Below are 16371 nucleotides of genomic sequence, written 5' to 3' on the forward strand. Positions count from 1 at the left end.
CTCAGCTCCCGAAGCCGAAGCCGGCGGCGCCCTCGACCTTGGCGCGCAGTCGCCGACCCTTCTCGGTGGCCTGCGCGTTGAGCTCCTGCTGGAAGGCGCGCATGCGCGTGCGCAGCCCGGCGTCGTGGGCGGCGAGCATGCGCACCGCGAGCAGGCCGGCGTTGCGGGCGCCGGCCACGGAGACGGTGGCGACGGGCACGCCGGCGGGCATCTGGACGATGGACAGCAGCGAGTCCATGCCGTCCAGGTACTTCAGCGGCACGGGCACGCCGATGACGGGCAGCGGGGTGACGGAGGCGAGCATGCCCGGCAGGTGGGCGGCGCCGCCGGCGCCGGCGATGATCGCCTTCAGGCCGCGGTCGGCGGCCTTCTCCCCGTACTCCACCATCTCGCGCGGCATGCGGTGGGCGGAGACGACGTCCACCTCGTGGGGGATCTCGAACTCGGTCAGGGCCTGGGCGGCGGCTTCCATGACGGGCCAGTCGGAGTCCGAGCCCATGACGATGCCGACGAGAGGGGAGCTGGCTGTCATTCGGTGATCGTTCCTCGCAGGTAGCCGGCGGCGTGGCGGGCGCGCTCGAGCACGTCGGCCAGGTCGTCGCCGTAGGTGTTGACGTGTCCGACCTTGCGGCCGGGCTTGACGTCCTTGCCGTACATGTGGATCTTCAGCCCGGGGTCGCGCGCCATGCAGTGCAGGTACGCGGAGTACATGTCGGGGTAGTCGCCGCCGAGCACGTTGGCCATGACCGTCCACGGGGCGCGCGGGCGCGGGTCGCCCAGCGGCAGGTCGAGCACGGCGCGGACGTGGTTGGCGAACTGCGAGGTGATCGCGCCGTCCTGGGTCCAGTGACCGGAGTTGTGCGGGCGCATCGCCAGCTCGTTGACGAGGATGCGGCCGTCGCGGGTCTCGAAGAGCTCCACGGCCAGGTGGCCGACGACGCCGAGCTCCGCCGCGACCTTCAGGGCGAGCTGCTGGGCGTGCGCGGAGAGCTCGTCGGGCAGGTTCGGCGCGGGGGCGATCACGGTGTCGCACACGCCGTCGACCTGGATGGACTCCACGACGGGGTAGGAGACGGCCTGACCGTGCGGGGAGCGGACGACGTTGGCGGCGAGCTCGCGGACGAAGTCGACCTTCTCCTCGGCGAGGACGGGCACGCCGGCGCGGAACGGCTCCGCGGCCTGCTCGGCGTCGCGCACGACCCACACGCCCTTGCCGTCGTAGCCGCCGCGCACGGTCTTCAGCACGACGGGGAAGCCGTCGCCCTCGGCCGCGAACCGCTCGACGTCGGCCGGATCGGAGACGATCCGGTGCCGGGGGCAGGGCACCCCGATCGCTGTGAGCTTCGCCCGCATCACGCCCTTGTCCTGGGCGTGCACGAGCGCGTCGGGCCCGGGGCGGACGGGGATGCCGTCCGCCTCCAGAGCCCTGAGGTGCTCGGTGGGCACGTGCTCGTGATCGAAGGTGATCACGTCACAGCCTTGTGCGAACGCACGAAGGGTCTCCAGGTCGCGATAGTCGCCGACGACGACGTCGCCGGCCACTAGGGCCGCGGAGTCCTGCGGGGTGTCGCTGAGCAGCTTGAACCTGATGCCGAGGGGGATGCCCGCCTCGTGGGTCATACGGGCGAGCTGGCCGCCGCCGACCATGCCGACTACCGGGAACGTCACGCCCCCAGGGTATCCGTACGCACGAACCACTCCGGGACGCCCCCTGGAGGATCCTCCAAGACGGGTGGCCCGGGCGTCGCTCCGCGTTCACCCGGCTCGCGGGGACGCCCACGGGAGCCGCTGGTTAGCATGAACGGCATGACTCAACGGCGCACAGTGCGTTCCCGGCTGGAGCGGCTGGCCCGCGAAATCGCGAAATTCGGCGCCGTCGGCGCCATCGGATTCGTGGTCAACTTCGTCGTCTTCAACATCTGTGTGCACGGCTTCGGCCTCGCCGTCGTGCGCTCGGGCGTGATCGCGACAGCCGTGGCCATCGCCACGAACTACGTCGGCAACCGCTACTGGACCTACCGGGACACCGACAAGAACCGGCGCAGCCGGGAGATGGGCCTCTTCCTGCTCTTCAGCGGCGTCGGCCTGGTGATCGAGAACGGGATACTGGCCCTGACGCACTACGGGATGGGCCTGACCTCCCCGCTCGCCGACAACATCTCCAAGAACGTGATCGGCCTCGGCATCGGCACCGTCTTCCGCTTCTGGTCGTACCGCACCTGGGTCTTCCGCGCCCTGCCCGCGCGCGAGGCCGTGCAGACCGCGGAGTCCTTCCTCGCCTCGGCCCCGCCGCGGGTGCGCGCGGGCAAGTAGCCCCCGCCCGCCCCGGCCCTCAGTCGTGCAGCTCGGCCTCGCGGCTGAGGAACAGGGCGAACACCGGCGGCTGCTGCTGCAGCAGCTCCAGGCGCCCGCCGTCCGCCTCCGCCAGGTCGCGGGCGACCGCCAGCCCCAGGCCGGTGGAGTTGCGCCCGCTGACCGTCCGCTCGAAGACCCGCGCGCCCAGGTCGGGCGGCACGCCCGGGCCCTCGTCGAGGACCTCCACCACGGCCTGGTTGCCCGTGACGCGGGTGCGCAGGGCGACCGTGCCGTCGCCGTGCATCAGGGAGTTCTCGATCAGCGTCGCCAGCACCTGGGAGACCGCGCCGGGCGTGCCGACGGCCCGCAGGCCCTGCTTGCCGGAGCGCACCAGCGCCCGCCCGGCGGCCCGGGCGGCCGGGCGCCACTCCTCGATCTGCTGCTTGATGACCTCGTCGAGGTCGAAGGCCACCGCGGAACCGGTCTTCGGGTCGCGGGAGTTGGTCAGCAGCCGCTGGACGACGTCGGTGAGCCGCTCCACCTGGGTCAGCGCGATCGTCGCCTCCTCCTTGACCGTCTCCGGGTCGTCGGTGAGCGTGATCTCCTCCAGCCGCATGGACAGCGCGGTCAGCGGGGTGCGCAGCTGGTGCGAGGCGTCGGCGGCCAGGCGCCGCTCGGCGGTGAGCATGCGGGCGATGCGCTCGGCGCTGGCGTCGAGCACGTCGGCCACCCGGTCCAGCTCGGGCACCCCGTAGCGGCGGTGGCGCGGGCGCGGGTCGCCGGAGCCGAGCCGCTCGGCGGTCTCGGCCAGGTCGGTCAGGGGGGCGGTGAGCCGGTTGGCCTGGCGTACGGCGAGGAACACGGCGGCGACGACGGCGAGCAGGGCGACGGCGAGGATGACCAGCAGGGTGCGGCCGATCTCCCGGCTGACGGTGGCCCGCGACTCCTCGACGCGGACCGTCTCGCCCTGCTCGCCCTTCTGCGTGGCGGTGATGATCCCGCCCTCGGGGCGGTCGCCGATCTCGATGGCCTGCCGCCCGGGGATGTCGATGCGGGCGTAGCGCTCGGGGGTGATCTGCTCCTGCAGCACCCCCGATTCCACGCGCTCGCCGCCGAGCAGTCGGCTGTCGACGATGCTGACCAGGCGCACCGCCTCGGACTGCACGCTCTCCTGGGCGCTGTTCTCGATGGTGCGGGTCTCGACGATGACGAGCGAGATGCCGAAGACGGCGATCACGACGAGCACCACGGCGAGCGTCGAGTTGATCAGACGGCGGCGCACTGGCTGGACCGGCCCCCTGTCAGCTCTTCTCGAAGCGGAAGCCGACGCCGCGCACCGTGGCGATGTAGCGGGGGTTGGCGGCGTCGTCCCCGAGCTTCTTGCGCAGCCAGGAGATGTGCATGTCGAGGGTCTTGGTGGAGGACCACCAGGTGGTGTCCCACACCTCGCGCATGAGCTGGTCGCGGGTGACGACGCGGCCGGCGTCGCGCACCAGCACCCGCAGCAGGTCGAACTCCTTGGCCGTCAGCTGCAGTTCCTCCTCGCCCATCCAGGCGCGGTGGGACTCCACGTCGATGCGCACCCCGTGGGTGGCGGGCGGCTGCTGCTGGCTCTCGACGGTGCCGCGGCGCAGCAGGGCCCGCACCCGGGCCAGCAGCTCGGCCAGCCGGAAGGGCTTGGTGACGTAGTCGTCGGCGCCGGCGTCGAGGCCGACCACCGTGTCCACCTCGTCGGCGCGGGCGGTGAGCACCAGAACCGGGAAGGTGTGTCCCTCCGTGCGCAGTCTGCGACAGACCTCGAGACCGTCCATGCCGGGCAGCCCGAGGTCGAGGACGAGCAGGTCCACCCCTCCCTGCAGGCCGGCGTCCAGTGCCGTGGGGCCGTCTTCGCGCACCTCCACCTCGTACCCTTCGCGGCGCAGAGCGCGTGCGAGCGGCTCCGAGATGGACGCGTCATCCTCGGCGAGCAGTACTCGGGTCATGCAGTGATGGTAGTCCGCTCGGGCGCACGTCAGAGGTGTACCGAGGGCTACCTAGGGCAACACTTCACCGAAAGTGCTATCACCTTCGATTACGCGCCGACGGTTCCGGATTCGCCTGTGATACGCGTCTCAACGACTTCCGTACCCCGGCGGGGTGTGCCGTATGGTGACGGGACGTCTAGTACTGCGGAGGGCATTCGGAACGTATCCACGCGCCGGAGGCCCCTGGGGTACGCGGGGCCGGTCAGCCGGCCCGGACGGACAGTGATTGACCTGTCGGCCGGGTCCCCGTGCGAAGGTGCGCGAGGGCGTGGATCCCGGAGTACGGCTGTCCTGCGACTTCTCCGACCGAGAAGCCGCGCCCCAGGGGAGTGGGGGGTGGACGGCGTCAGTAGCCGGTGCCGGCCAACCCCCACCCGGGCGCGCGTCCTCCGGACCACCGCGCGTCCCGAGCACCCTAGGAATGACCATGGCGTCCAGCCTGACGAAGGACGCTGCCCAGCAGGAGACGACCTCTCCCGCGCGCGGCGGCATGACCTTCTTCGGCCACCCCTTCGGCCTGGCCCCGCTCTTCTTGACCGAGATGTGGGAGCGTTTCTCCTACTACGGCATGCGGGCCCTGCTCGTCGTCTACCTGATCTCCGGCGGCCCCGATGCCAAGCCCGGCAGCCAGGGCGGCGGTCTGGCGATGCCCGAGGCCAGCTCGGTGGCCATCTACTCCGTCTACGTCGCCATGGTGTACCTGCTCGCCATGCCCGGCGGCTGGTTCGGCGACCGTGTCTGGGGACCGCGCAAGACGGTCACCATCGCGGCCAGCGTCATCATGTCCGGCCATCTGCTGCTGGCGATCCCGGGCAAGCCGACGTTCTTCGCCGGCCTGGCCCTGGTGGCGATCGGCTCGGGTCTGCTGAAGTCCAACATCTCGACGATGGTCGGCCACCTCTACGACGGCCCCCAGGACCCGCGTCGCGACGGCGGCTTCACCGTCTTCTACATCGGCATCAACATCGGTGCCTTCGCCGCCCCGCTGGTCATCGGCACCGTCGGCCAGGAGGTCAACTGGCACCTGGGCTTCGGCATCGCCGCCGCCGGTATGGCGCTGGGTCTGCTGATCTTCCTGTGGGGCACCCGCCACCTGGACCCGAAGAGCAGCGTCGTGCCCAAGCCGCTGTCGGCCGAGGAGCGCAAGGCGACCCTCATGAAGGCCCTGCTGTGGCTGGGCGTCGCGGCCGCCTTCTACGGCGTGGTCGGTGGCACCGGTCACTTCACCCTCAACTGGGCGCTGATCCCGATCGCCCTGCTGGGCCTCATCGTGCCGATCACGGTCCTGGCGCGCATCAAGCGCGACAAGGAGCTCTCGGCCACCGAGCAGACCAAGGTCAGCGGCTACATCTGGTTCTTCGTCGCCGCCGCCGTGTTCTGGATGATCTTCGACCAGGCCGGTTCGACGATGTCGACCTTCGCCGAGAAGAAGACCGCCGACAACGTCTTCGGCCTGCACTTCCCGTCCACCTGGTTCCAGTCGGTCAACCCGCTGTGGGTCATGGCGCTGGCCCCGGTCTTCGCCTGGCTGTGGATCTGGCTGGCCAAGCGCGACCGCGAGCCGAGCACCACGGTGAAGTTCGCCATGGCGATGGTGGGCATCGGTGCCTCGTTCTTCGTCTTCGCCGTGCCCATGGGCATGGCCGAGGGCGGCCACACGGTCAGCCCCGCCTGGCTGCTGATGATCTACATGATCCAGACGATGGGCGAGCTGTGCCTCTCCCCCGTGGGTCTGTCGCTCACCACGAAGATGGCGCCGCAGAAGTACGCCAGCCAGATGCTGGGTGTGTGGTTCCTCGCCGTCACCGCCGGTGACTGCATCATGACCCTGCTGGCCACGGCGAAGGTGCCGCTGGACGGCGTCGGCGTGATCGTCGGCCAGGCCGCGGCCGCGACCCTCGCGGGTATTGCGGTGTGGGTCTCCCGCAAGAAGATCGAGGGTCTGATGGGCGACGTCCGCTGACGTTCCCGTCACCCCGCACACGACGAAGGCCCCCGGCGCGCGCGCCGGGGGCCTTCGCGTCGCTCGGGGCCACCTCACCCCGGCCCCGCGGCCGGCGGCCCGGCCCCGGGGGCGAACCAGGGCAGTGCGGGGGCCTCGCCCGGAGCCTCGTGCGGAGCCTCATGCGGGGCCTCGTCCGCGGCCTCGACGGGCGCCCGCGCGGGCGCGGCGGGGCGCCGGGGGCGCAGGCGGTCGACGACCGCCATGCCGGCGCGGAAGAGCGCCAGCGGCACGACGGTGCCCAGCAGCACCCGGAACAGCGTCACGCCCCAGGGCCGGGGCACCTCCCAGGGCTGCTCGACCAGGAGCCGGCCGCCGTACTCCAGCGAGACCGTGTACGGCCCGTACGCGCCCGCCGCCAGCTCCACGTCCAGGGCGATCCGCTGCCGGACGCCCGGGGCCAGCGTGCCGCGCCAGGGCCGCTCCTCCCAGGTGGGGGCGAGGACGCCCCGGGCCGTTCCGAGGCGGAAGCGCGGATCCTTCACCGGCGCCGCCCCGAGATCGGCGACGGTGACCACCAGGCGGCGCTTCGGCGGGGCGCCGAACCACGTCAGCAGCCCGCCGGAGCCCTCCAGGCGGGCCTCCAGCACGCTCAGCCGCTCCTGCCCGGTCCCTCGCGGCAGCGGTGCCACCGGGTGGCCGGTGACGGCCAGCGGCGCGTCGGCGGCGGCCGCAGGGGCGCCGACGGTCGCCACGTGGACGACGCAGGGGCAGGGCACCGGCGGGGCGACCACCGGCAGGCCGCCGCGGAAGGTGCCGTCGGCGGTGGTGGTCACGGCCCGGCCGTCGGCGTTGGCGCACGCATTGGTGCCGCCGGTCATGTTCTGCCCGCACAGCAGGAGCGTGAGCAGGGCGCTCGGCGGCCAGCCGGCGCCGGTGACCGTGACGGAGGCGCCCTTGGGCGCCGACGCGCGGTCCAGGGCGGCCCGGGGGCCGTCGGCGGCCCGCCCGGCCGCCGGGTGCGCGAGGGCGAGCACGAGGGCGAGCAGCAGCGTGAGCGCCGGCCCCCGCATCCGTACGCCGGGGCCGCTCATGGGCGCGCCCGGCGCCGGCCGGCCCGGCGCACGGCCCCCAGGACGGCCGCGGCGACCGCCACCGCCCCCGCGGCCGCCAGGGACGGCCACAGCCACGGCAGGGGCACGTACGCGGCCGAGGCGGCGGCGTACGTGCCGTCGGCGGCCGTCGCCGTGACGCTCACCCGCAACCGGTCCAGGCGCGGCGCCCCGGGCCACTCCTCCGACAGCCGCGCCCTCGCCCCCGGCGCCAGGGACCCGGGCGCCCGGGCGGCCGGCCGCCGCAGGACCTCGCCGAACAGGCCCTCGGCCCGCAGGGCCACCTTCGGGGCGAGGACGGTGCTGCCCCGGTTGACCACCTCGTACGCGATCACCGCGCCCCGCCCCGTACCGCCGACCCGGACGTGCTCGACCGACAGCGCCGTAAGGACCGGCCCCCGCACCCGCACGGTCACCGGCACCCGGACCACGCGGCCCTCACCGCCGGCGACCACGGCGGCGGCATGGTCGCCGGGCGGGGTGCCGGCGGGCACCGTCACCGTGAGCGGGACCTCGGCGCGGGTGCGGGGCGGGACGGCCACCCGGGCCGTGGCCAGGACGATCCACCCGCCGGTGGCCTGCAGCTCGACCGTGCGGGGCCGGTCGCCGGGATTGACGACGGAGAGCCGGTCGGCGAGGACGGCGCCCGCGGCGCCCTCCAGGTAGAACGCGCCGCGGCCCTGCGCCGCCGACCGGTCCCGCGCCGCGGGCGCGGCCGTCCACGGGGGCCCGGCGTCGGCACGGGCCGCGGCGGGCACGAGCAGGGCGGGCAGCACGAGGGGCAGCAGCAGGGCGGCGGTGCGGTACGGCATGGGCGGCTCCCTGGGCCGGGCGGGGACGTCAGCCGAGGGGGCGGCGCCGACGGGTGAGCCAGAGGGTGCCGGCGATGCCGGTGAGCAGGACGGTGCCGCCGAGGGTGCCCAGGGCGAGGGCGGAGTCGTCGGGCCCGGTCTGCGGAAGCTGACCACCACCGGTCGAGCCACCGGTCGAACCGCCGGTCGTCCCACCGGTGGACCCTCCGGTCGAACCGCCGCTTGTCCCACCGGTCGAGCCACCTGTACTGCCGCCGCCTGTGGATCCGCCGGTGCTGCCGCCCGGGGCCTTGACGTCCAGGGTCAGGGAGGGCTTCGGGTTGTTGGTGGGAGTGCAGGTGGTCGTGGTGCCGAGGGCCAGGATCGTGAGCGTGCCGGCCGTGAAGGTGACCTGACCGCTCTTCTTCGGCGTGTACGTCCCCGACAGATCACTGATCTTGATCGGGGTGTTGGGCGGGATCGGCTGGTCGTTGGGGGGTCCGGAGACGTCCAGGGTGCCGCTGTCCGCGCCGCCCAGCTTGATCACGGCGCTCGGCTTCATGGCGCCCTTGCCCAGCTCGACGGGGCTGGAGGAGACGCCCTTCTGGAAGGTCATCGTGACCTTGTAGGCGTCCCCGCCCGGGACCGCCTTGATGTCGATGGGGGACACCGCGCTGCGGTCCCCGATGGGGGTCTTGCACTGGTAGTTGACGTCGACCGTGTCGGCGTGGGCGGCGGGGGCGGTCAGCAGGGCCGTACCGCCGGCCAGTGCCGCCGCGAGCGCGAGCGCGCCCGCGCGGCGCACGGGATGACGTAATGCGTGGGACACCTGGGGTTCCCCTCTCGTCGGTGCCGGCAGCCGGGGCGACCCGGCGGAGCTAACGGCACATCAGATCGGAGGCCGAAGGTACGCCCGTGACCGTGGAGAGGGAAGACGCACAACGCGAAACGGATGCGGCTGCCGCCGCGGAGGCGCGACACGGCACCCCGCCTGCGGGCGCGTCGTGGCTTGTCGCGCAGTTCCCCGCGCCCCTGACGGGGCCGTCGGAACCGTCGAGGGCGGGCTAGGACGGGCCGGCCAGTTCGGCCCAGACCGTTTTGCCCGCGGCGCCCTCCTGCCGGGTGACGCCCCAGTCCAGGCAGAGCCGCTGCACGATGAACATGCCGTGGCCGCCCGGCCGACCCGCCCGGTGCGGGCTGCGCGGGGCCGGGGTGCCGGCGCCCAGGTCGCTGACCTCCAGCCGCACGACCTTGCCCGAACGGCTGACGCACAGCTCCTCGGGGCCGTCGGCGTGCAGGCAGGCGTTGGTGACGAGCTCGGAGACCACCAGCAGGACGTCCTCGGCCGCCGCCCGGTGGTCCGCCGTGGCCGCCGGCAGCCAGCCCCAGTCGTACAGGGCCTGCCGGGTGAAGTCGCGGGACAGCGGCACGGCGCCGCCGACCCCCACGAGGCGAAGCCGGCGGGCTGCCCGTGCGGCCGGCGCCGGGGAGCCGGCGGAAGCGGGGCCTCCCTGCTCCCGGCCGGGTCCGTCCGGCGGTGGGCACGCCCGGGTGGTGCTCATCAGCGCTTCACCTCACCGATTCACCTATACGTACACGAACATCTTCCACGGATTTCAGCTGTCTCCTGCCCGCCGGAATCGGAGGAACACCATCGGATTGCGGCGGGGCCCTGTGACCAGGGCAACGGAACCAGTGCGACCTCTTACTCGGCCAGAGCGGAGTCGAGCGTGTCGTGCACGGCGAAGACGGCCCCGGCGCCCGTGATCTCGAACACACGGGCGACGACGGGGGTCATGGCGGCGAGGTGGACGGAGCCACCCGCGGACTCCGCGATCATCCGGGCGGCGAGCAGGACGTTCAGTCCCGTGGAGTCGCAGAAGTCGAGTCGTGAGCAGTCGACCACGATGCGTGCGCCGCTCTGCCCGGCGCACTCCTCCAGGGGCTCGCGCAACAGCTCCGCCGTGTGGTGATCGAGCTCACCCGAAGGCGAGACGACCGTGCTGGCCCCCTGGCGCCGGACCTCCACATGCAGCCGGCCCCTGCTGGCGTTGCCGACCATCCCGCGATCCATGCGCTCCCCTTCGTGCCTTTGTCCTGTGCCCGCGTGGCGCTTGAAGAATCCCCACGGAACACTACGCCTTCCCTACGCCGGTCCGGAAGCTGAACTTCCGCCAAAACTGGCGAATATGGACATAAAGGACTTGCCATCGGGAGGTGAAGACCGGTAGGGCTAGAGGGTCACATCCACCACGGACGGCTTCGGAGGCGCCGCAAACCGCAGCAAAGAGGTCACGGCATCGGCTGCCATATGCCGAGAATGATGGAGGAGACCATGTCACCCCGGCTCGACGAAAAGCATTCCGACAGGGAAGCCGCCTCGTCGACTACCCCGTTCGAGCACGCTGAACCCGGCCTCGCCGGGCTCCCCGAGATCCCCCCGTACGACGAGGTGGACGCCGTCGACGCGCGCGCCCTTTCGAGGACGCTCTTCGCACGTCTCGCGTCGCTCGAAGAGGGCACCCACGAATACGCGTACGTACGCAACACCCTCGTCGAACTCAACCTGGCCCTGGTGAAGTTCGCAGCCTCCCGGTTCCGCACCCGCAGCGAACCGATGGAGGACATCGTCCAGGTGGGCACCATCGGCCTCATCAAGGCCATCGACCGCTTCGAGCTCAGCCGTGGCGTCGAGTTCCCCACCTTCGCCATGCCGACCATCATCGGCGAGATCAAGCGGTTCTTCCGCGACACGAGCTGGTCGGTGCGCGTGCCCCGGCGGCTGCAGGAGCTCCGGCTCGACCTGGCCAAGGCCGGGGACGAACTCGCCCAGCAGCTCGACCGCTCGCCCACCGTCGGTGAACTCGCCGAGCGGCTCGGCATCTCCGAGGACGAGGTCCTCGAAGGCATGGCCGCGAGCAACGCCTACACCGCGAGCTCCCTCGACGCCCAGTCCGAGGACGACGAGCCCGAGGGTGCGCTGTCCGACCGCATCGGCTACGAGGACCACGGGCTGGAGGGCATCGAGTACGTCGAGTCCCTCAAGCCCCTCATCGCCGAACTCCCGCCCCGGGACCGGCGGATACTCTCGCTGCGCTTCGTCGCCAACATGACGCAGTCGGAGATCGGCGACGAGCTGGGCATCTCCCAGATGCACGTCTCGCGCCTGCTCTCGCGCACCCTCGTCAAGCTGCGCAGAGGGCTGCTGACGGAGGATTAGCGGCCGGCGGCGGTCATCACCGCTTCGTGTGCGTCGCACGGGAACCGATCGTCCCGTGCGGCGCACGCGGCGTGCCCGCACGGCATAGCGTGGTCGTCATGACGAACAACGCTGTCAACAGCAACCCGTTCAATCTCCGGGTCATCGAGGAGTTCCGCAGCAACGAGGGCCGCGTCGGCGGCCCCTTCGCCGGCAGGAACCTGCTGCTGCTCACCACGCGCGGCGCCCGCAGCGGACTGCTGCGCACCACGCCGCTGGTGTACCTCCCCCACGACGGACGCCTGATCGTCTTCGCCTCCAACGGCGGCTCCCCCACCGCGCCCGGCTGGTACCACAACCTGGTGGCGGCGCCCGAGGCGACCGTCGAGGTGGGCACCGAGCGCCACACCGTACGCGCCCGGTTCCTGGAGGGCCCGCAGGCCGAGGAGGCATGGGCCCTTCAGATAGCCGCCGACCCCTCCTTCGCCGACTTCCGGGAGCAGGCAGCACGCGGCGGGCGGGACGTCCCCGTCGTGGCGCTGGAACGCACCACCGGCTGAACCCCGTCCTCGCCCCGCGGGCCGAGCGGGGCGAGGGCCAGCAGGAAGAGCAGGCCGCCGACCGGGATCAGGTCCAAGGTGGCCGCCGTGACCGCCACACCCGCCACCACGGCGACCGGCCGCCACGGCGCGATCGCGCGCTGCGCCGCCAACTGCACGAGCAGCAGCACCAGTCCGACGTAGAAGAGCACCGGGCCGACCGTGTAGACGACGGGCATCACGCCCGGCACGCTCTGGACCTGCTCGAAGAGGCGATCCATGGTGGCGCGGTCGGCCGAGCAGTACGCGACGGCGATGTCGACGGCCGCCTGCACGGCACCGGCGGCCGCACCGGCCAGGCCCACGACGGCGCCGAAGGCGGCCAGGGCGCGCGCCACCGGGCCCCGGCCCCGGGCCGCCCGGTCGCGCAGCGCGGCGAACACGGGGACGAACAGCAGCAGGCCCGCCAGCAGCGCCAAGTGCCCCAGCGACCAGTCCGGGCCCGGGCCGTGCCGGTCGTCGATCAGGCGCAGCAGGCCGTAGGCCACCATGCACAGCGGTCCGGCGGTGAAGGCCGCCCGTCCCCACGTCGTGTTCCTCATGGGGAGGATCCTTCCGGCCGGGGGCGCCCCTGACCTCCGGGAACGCCCCTGACGCGACCCCGAGTCAGCCCCGAGGCGACCCGTGGGCCGGGGCGCCGCCGCGCCACACCGCCGAGACCAGGGGGACGCCGGGGCGGTAGGCGAGGTGGACGTGCGAGGGCGCGTCCAGCAGCGCCAGGTCGGCCCGGGCGCCCGGGGTCAGGCGGCCGATGTCCTCGCGCCGCAGGGCGGCCGCGCCACCGGCCGTGGCGGACCACAGGGCCTCGTCGGGGGTCATGCCCATGTCCCGCACCGCGAGCGCGATGCAGAACGGCATCGAACTGGTGAAGGACGAACCGGGGTTGCAGTCCGTGGACAGCGCGACCGTCACGCCCGCGTCCAGCAGCCGGCGCGCATCGGGCCACTGGGCGCGGGTGGAGAACTCGGCCCCCGGCAGGAGCGTGGCGACGGTGGTGCCGGACGCCAGCGCGTCGACGTCGGCGTCGCTCAGGTGGGTGCAGTGGTCGGCGGAGGCGGCACCGAGCTCGACGGCCAGCTGCACGCCGGGGCCGTGGCCGAGCTGGTTGGCGTGCACGCGCGGGACCAGGCCGCGGGCCATGCCGGCGGTCAGCACCGCCCGCGCCTGATCGCCGTCGAAGGCGCCCCGCTCGCAGAAGACGTCGACCCACCGGGCGTGCGGCGCGCAGGCGTCGAGCATCGCGCCCGTGACGAGCTCGACGTAGCCCGCCGGGTCGTCGGCGAACTCCGGGGCGACCACGTGGGCGCCGAGGTAGGTGACCTCGTCCGTGTGCGCCGCGGCGATGCGCAGCGCACGCGCCTCGTCCGCGGTGGTCAGGCCGTACCCCGACTTGGTCTCCAGGGTGGTGGTGCCCTGCCGCAGCGCCTCGTCGAGGTAGCGCAGGAGGTTGGCCTCCAGCTGCTCGTCGGTGGCGGCGCGGGTGGCGGCGACGGTGGTGCGGATGCCGCCGGCGGTGTAGCCGCGCCCGGACATGCGGGCGTTGAACTCGGCGGTGCGGTCGCCGGCGAAGACCAGGTGGGAGTGGGAGTCGACGAAGCCGGGCACGACGGCCCGGCCGCCGGCGTCGACGGCGTTGTCAGTGGCGGGTGCTTTGCTTGACGCACCGATCCAGACGACACGGTCGCCGTCGATAACGACCGCCGCGTCCCGGATCAGGCCGAGGGGGCCTTCGCCGAGGGAGGGGTCGTTGGTGACGAGACTGCTGATGTTGATGATTGCCGTGCTCATGCTTGCTCCGGTCCTCGGCGTCAGCCGTACAGGGCGGCGATCGACTCGGCCAGGGTCCGCGGCACGTCGGGCACGAGCCGGTGCTCCCCGTCCCGTACGACGTGCCGGCCCCCCACCACCGTGTGCCGGACGTCCGCGGCACTCGCCGCGAATACGGCCGTCTCGGCGCCCAGCAGTGCGGGCGGTCCGGCCGTACGGACCGAGTCCAGCGCGATCGTCGTGAAGTCCGCGAGCGCGCCCGCCCCGATCCGGCCGGCGTCGTCCCAGCCGAGCGAGGCGTGGCCGTCGGCGGTGGCGGCGCGCAGCAGGGCGGCCGCCGTCCAGTGACCGCGGGTGCGGGTGCGCAGGCGCTCGTCGAGCTCCATGGCGCGGGCCTCTTCGAACAGGTCGATGACGGCGTGGCTGTCGCTGCCCAGGGACAGCGGGCTGCCGGCCTGCTGGAGGGCGACCGCCGGTCCGATGCCGTCGGCGAGGTCGCGTTCGGTGGTGGGGCACATGCAGGTGCCCGTGCGCGAACCGCCGAGCAGCGCGACGTCCTCGTCGGTGAGGTGCGTGGCGTGCACGGCCGTGGTGCGCGGGCCGAGGACACCGTGGTCGGCCAGCAGCCGGGTGGGAGTGCAGCCGTGCGCGGCACGGCAGGCGTCGTTCTCGGCGGTCTGCTCGGACAGGTGCACATGCAGCGGCGCCTCGTGCCGGGCCGCCCAGTCGGCGACGGTCGCCAGCTGCTCCGCCGGCACGGCCCGCACGGAGTGCACGGCCGCACCGATCCGCGCGTGCCCGGCGGGCTTGAGGCCGGCGACCCGCTCGGCCCATGCCTCGGCGGTGCCGTCGCAGAAGCGCAGCTGGTGCGCGTTCGGCGGCTCCCCGAAGCCGGAGGAGAGATAGGCGGTGTCGAGGAGGGTGATGCGGATGCCGGCCTCGGCCGCGGCGGCGATCAGCGCCTCGCCCATGGCGTTGGGCTCGGCGTAGCGGGTGCCGCCGGGGGCGTGGTGGAGGTAGTGGAATTCCCCGACGGAGGTGATGCCGGCGAGGGCCATCTCGGCGTAGACGGCACGGGCGAGGGCGAAGTAGCTGTCGGGCGTGAGCCGGTCGGCCACCCCGTACATCACCTCGCGCCACGTCCAGAAGGTGCCGCTGCCCACCTGCGTGCGGGCGCGCAGGGCGCGGTGGAAGGCGTGGGAATGCGCGTTCGCCAGCCCCGGCAGGGTCAGGCCGCGCAGGGGCACCGCGCCCGGCGGCGGGGCCGTCACGGCCGTGCGCACGGCCGTGATGCGGCCGTCCGCGACCTCGATGACCACGCCCTCCTCGACCGCCGGGTCGAGCCACGCGTGCTCCGCCCAGTACGTCACCTGCACGCGAGCCCCTCCAGTACGTCGGCGAGTGCGGCCACCCCGGCCACGCAGTCGTCCTCGGTGGCCGTCTCGGCCGGCGAGTGGGAGACACCGGTGGGGTTGCGCACGAACAGCATGGCGGTGGGCACGGCGGCCGACAGGATACCGGCGTCGTGACCGGCGCCCGTGGGCAGCACGGGCACGCCGCCCAGCAGTTTTGCCAGCTCGTCGCGCAGGCCGTGGGCAAACTCCACGACCGGCGTGAAGGACTCCCGCGTCACGCTCACCTCGACCCCGTCGCGGGCCCCGCGCTCGGTCGCGGCGCGCTCGATCTCGGCGACCACGGCCGCCAGCGTCTGCTCGTCGGCGGCCCGCGAGTCCAACCAGCCGCGCACCAGGGAGGCGATGGCGTTGACGCCGTTCGGCTCCACGGCGACCTTGCCGAACGTCGCCAGGGCGCCCGCCAGGTGGGCCTTCTTCCGCGCGGCCAGCACGGTGTTGGCGTACGTGAGCATCGGGTCCCGGCGGTCCTCGATGCGGGTGGTGCCGGCGTGGTTCGCCTCGCCCCGGAAGTCGAAGCGCCAGCGGCCGTGCGGCCAGATCGCCGACGCGACACCCACGGCGTGCGGCGTTTCGGCCAGGGCCCGGCCCTGCTCGACGTGCAGCTCGACGAAGGCGCCGATGCGGGCGAGGCGCTCGGGGTCCGGGCCGATGGCGTCCGGGTCGTAGCCGGCGCGCTCCATCGCCTGCGGCAGGCCGACGCCGTCCGCGTCCCGCAGCTCGCGGGCCGCCTGCGGCGTCAGCTGCCCGGCGGTCAGCCGGGAGCCGACGCAGGCCAGCCCGAAGCGGGCGCCCTCCTCGTCACCGAAGTTCACGACGGCCAGCGGCCGGGTGGGCGCCGCGCCGCGGGCGCGCAGCTCGTCGAGGGCGGCGAAGGACGACACGACGCCGAGGGGGCCGTCGAAGGCGCCGCCGTCGGGGACGGAGTCCAGGTGCGATCCCGTCACGACGGCGTCGCCGGCGGTGGGGTCGCCGAGCCAGGCCCACTGGTTGCCGTTGCGGTCGACTTCGTAGGTCAGGCCGCGCCCTTCCGCCTGGGCGCGGAACCACTGACGGCAGTCGCCGTCGGCGCCGGTCCAGGCGAAGCGGCGATAGCCGCCGCTGTCGGCGCTGCGCCCGATGGGCGCGAGCTCCCGCCACATCTCGTGGAACGAGGACCCGCCTGCGGCGGGCCTTTCCCCCGCCCCGCGCCCGTCGGGCCCGGGGTCCGGGGCGGAGCCCCGGTTTCGG

General features: G+C 73.3%; 17 protein-coding genes. 4 read left to right on the forward strand and 13 right to left on the reverse strand.

What is annotated here, in order from left to right:
* Window position 1 precedes the first annotated feature (1 nt).
* A complete protein-coding gene (gene purE, locus AC27L3_RS22210; protein WP_487235805.1) occupies window positions 2-532 on the reverse strand; it encodes a 5-(carboxyamino)imidazole ribonucleotide mutase in 531 nt (176 codons plus the stop codon).
* A complete protein-coding gene (locus tag AC27L3_RS22215) occupies window positions 529-1668 on the reverse strand; it encodes a 5-(carboxyamino)imidazole ribonucleotide synthase (protein WP_487235806.1) in 1140 nt (379 codons plus the stop codon). The genes purE and AC27L3_RS22215 overlap by 4 nt, the downstream gene beginning before the upstream one ends.
* 138 nt (window positions 1669-1806) lie before the next feature.
* On the opposite strand from AC27L3_RS22215, the gene AC27L3_RS22220 reads away from it, so the two are divergent.
* Window positions 1807-2313, forward strand: a complete 507-nt coding sequence (locus AC27L3_RS22220; RefSeq protein ID WP_344437814.1) for a GtrA family protein — start codon at window positions 1807-1809, stop codon at window positions 2311-2313.
* 19 nt (window positions 2314-2332) lie between these two features.
* Here the strand turns inward: AC27L3_RS22220 and AC27L3_RS22225 are convergent, their stop codons facing one another.
* Window positions 2333-3577 (reverse strand): ATP-binding protein, encoded by a 1245-nt coding sequence (locus AC27L3_RS22225; protein ID WP_344437811.1) that lies wholly within the window; start codon window positions 3575-3577, stop codon window positions 2333-2335.
* 19 nt (window positions 3578-3596) lie between these two features.
* On the reverse strand, window positions 3597-4277 hold the full coding sequence (locus AC27L3_RS22230) for a response regulator transcription factor (RefSeq protein ID WP_487235807.1): 681 nt from the start codon (window positions 4275-4277) through the stop codon (window positions 3597-3599).
* A gap of 469 nt (window positions 4278-4746) precedes the next feature.
* Between AC27L3_RS22230 and AC27L3_RS22235 the strand changes: the two genes are divergently transcribed.
* Window positions 4747-6282 carry a peptide MFS transporter gene (locus tag AC27L3_RS22235; RefSeq protein ID WP_487235808.1) on the forward strand — a complete coding sequence of 512 codons (1536 nt, stop codon included), beginning with the start codon at window positions 4747-4749 and terminating at the stop codon, window positions 6280-6282.
* 74 nt (window positions 6283-6356) lie between these two features.
* Here AC27L3_RS22235 and AC27L3_RS22240 read toward each other — a convergent pair whose 3' ends face one another.
* From AC27L3_RS22240 to AC27L3_RS22260, 5 genes are all read right to left on the reverse strand, one after another.
* Window positions 6357-7355 carry a hypothetical protein gene (locus tag AC27L3_RS22240; protein ID WP_487235809.1) on the reverse strand — a complete coding sequence of 333 codons (999 nt, stop codon included), beginning with the start codon at window positions 7353-7355 and terminating at the stop codon, window positions 6357-6359.
* Window positions 7352-8185 carry a COG1470 family protein gene (locus tag AC27L3_RS22245; protein WP_487235810.1) on the reverse strand — a complete coding sequence of 278 codons (834 nt, stop codon included), beginning with the start codon at window positions 8183-8185 and terminating at the stop codon, window positions 7352-7354. Before AC27L3_RS22245 ends, AC27L3_RS22240 begins: the two co-directional genes overlap by 4 nt.
* Before the next feature lie 28 nt (window positions 8186-8213).
* Window positions 8214-8993 (reverse strand): LPXTG cell wall anchor domain-containing protein, encoded by a 780-nt coding sequence (locus AC27L3_RS22250; protein WP_487235811.1) that lies wholly within the window; start codon window positions 8991-8993, stop codon window positions 8214-8216.
* Window positions 8994-9228: 235 nt separating this feature from the next.
* Window positions 9229-9726, reverse strand: a complete 498-nt coding sequence (locus tag AC27L3_RS22255; protein ID WP_487235812.1) for an ATP-binding protein — start codon at window positions 9724-9726, stop codon at window positions 9229-9231.
* Between the two features lie 143 nt (window positions 9727-9869).
* Window positions 9870-10238: an STAS domain-containing protein gene (locus AC27L3_RS22260; RefSeq protein ID WP_487235813.1), complete on the reverse strand. Its 369-nt coding sequence runs from the start codon at window positions 10236-10238 to the stop codon at window positions 9870-9872.
* A 261-nt stretch (window positions 10239-10499) separates the two neighbouring features.
* Between AC27L3_RS22260 and AC27L3_RS22265 the strand changes: the two genes are divergently transcribed.
* Together AC27L3_RS22265 and AC27L3_RS22270 are read left to right on the forward strand one after the other, a co-directional pair.
* Window positions 10500-11384 (forward strand): RNA polymerase sigma factor SigF, encoded by an 885-nt coding sequence (locus AC27L3_RS22265; RefSeq protein WP_487235814.1) that lies wholly within the window; start codon window positions 10500-10502, stop codon window positions 11382-11384.
* 98 nt (window positions 11385-11482) lie between these two features.
* Window positions 11483-11923: a nitroreductase family deazaflavin-dependent oxidoreductase gene (locus AC27L3_RS22270; RefSeq protein WP_487235815.1), complete on the forward strand. Its 441-nt coding sequence runs from the start codon at window positions 11483-11485 to the stop codon at window positions 11921-11923.
* Here AC27L3_RS22270 and AC27L3_RS22275 read toward each other — a convergent pair.
* From AC27L3_RS22275 to AC27L3_RS22290, 4 genes are all read right to left on the reverse strand, one after another.
* Window positions 11824-12504, reverse strand: coding sequence for a hypothetical protein (locus AC27L3_RS22275; protein ID WP_487235816.1), 681 nt, complete (start codon window positions 12502-12504; stop codon window positions 11824-11826). The two genes, AC27L3_RS22270 and AC27L3_RS22275, sit on opposite strands and share 100 nt — an antisense overlap.
* 64 nt (window positions 12505-12568) lie before the next feature.
* Entirely contained in the window at window positions 12569-13750 is a 1182-nt protein-coding gene (gene hutI / locus AC27L3_RS22280) for an imidazolonepropionase (RefSeq protein ID WP_487235817.1), read from the reverse strand.
* A 20-nt stretch (window positions 13751-13770) separates the two neighbouring features.
* Window positions 13771-15105 (reverse strand): formimidoylglutamate deiminase, encoded by a 1335-nt coding sequence (locus AC27L3_RS22285; RefSeq protein ID WP_487235818.1) that lies wholly within the window; start codon window positions 15103-15105, stop codon window positions 13771-13773.
* Complete coding sequence (locus AC27L3_RS22290) at window positions 15096-16283, reverse strand: allantoate amidohydrolase (RefSeq protein ID WP_487235819.1); 1188 nt, start codon at window positions 16281-16283, stop codon at window positions 15096-15098. Before AC27L3_RS22290 ends, AC27L3_RS22285 begins: the two co-directional genes overlap by 10 nt.
* Window positions 16284-16371 lie beyond the last annotated feature (88 nt).

The organism is Streptomyces sp. PKA51 (assembly GCF_057552455.1).

Bases quoted from the DNA above. Each gene is read 5' to 3' on its own strand.
- purE (WP_487235805.1), bottom strand. From the start codon at position 532: ATGACAGCCAGCTCCCCTCTCGTCGGCATCGTCATGGGCTCGGACTCC.
- AC27L3_RS22220 (WP_344437814.1), top strand. From the start codon at position 1,807: ATGACTCAACGGCGCACAGTGCGTTCCCGGCTGGAGCGGCTGGCCCGC.
- AC27L3_RS22230 (WP_487235807.1), bottom strand. From the start codon at position 4,277: ATGACCCGAGTACTGCTCGCCGAGGATGACGCGTCCATCTCGGAGCCG.
- AC27L3_RS22235 (WP_487235808.1), top strand. From the start codon at position 4,747: ATGGCGTCCAGCCTGACGAAGGACGCTGCCCAGCAGGAGACGACCTCT.
- AC27L3_RS22240 (WP_487235809.1), bottom strand. From the start codon at position 7,355: ATGAGCGGCCCCGGCGTACGGATGCGGGGGCCGGCGCTCACGCTGCTG.
- AC27L3_RS22245 (WP_487235810.1), bottom strand. From the start codon at position 8,185: ATGCCGTACCGCACCGCCGCCCTGCTGCTGCCCCTCGTGCTGCCCGCC.
- AC27L3_RS22255 (WP_487235812.1), bottom strand. From the start codon at position 9,726: ATGAGCACCACCCGGGCGTGCCCACCGCCGGACGGACCCGGCCGGGAG.
- AC27L3_RS22260 (WP_487235813.1), bottom strand. From the start codon at position 10,238: ATGGATCGCGGGATGGTCGGCAACGCCAGCAGGGGCCGGCTGCATGTG.
- AC27L3_RS22265 (WP_487235814.1), top strand. From the start codon at position 10,500: ATGTCACCCCGGCTCGACGAAAAGCATTCCGACAGGGAAGCCGCCTCG.
- AC27L3_RS22270 (WP_487235815.1), top strand. From the start codon at position 11,483: ATGACGAACAACGCTGTCAACAGCAACCCGTTCAATCTCCGGGTCATC.
- AC27L3_RS22275 (WP_487235816.1), bottom strand. From the start codon at position 12,504: ATGAGGAACACGACGTGGGGACGGGCGGCCTTCACCGCCGGACCGCTG.
- hutI (WP_487235817.1), bottom strand. From the start codon at position 13,750: ATGAGCACGGCAATCATCAACATCAGCAGTCTCGTCACCAACGACCCC.
- AC27L3_RS22290 (WP_487235819.1), bottom strand. From the start codon at position 16,283: ATGTGGCGGGAGCTCGCGCCCATCGGGCGCAGCGCCGACAGCGGCGGC.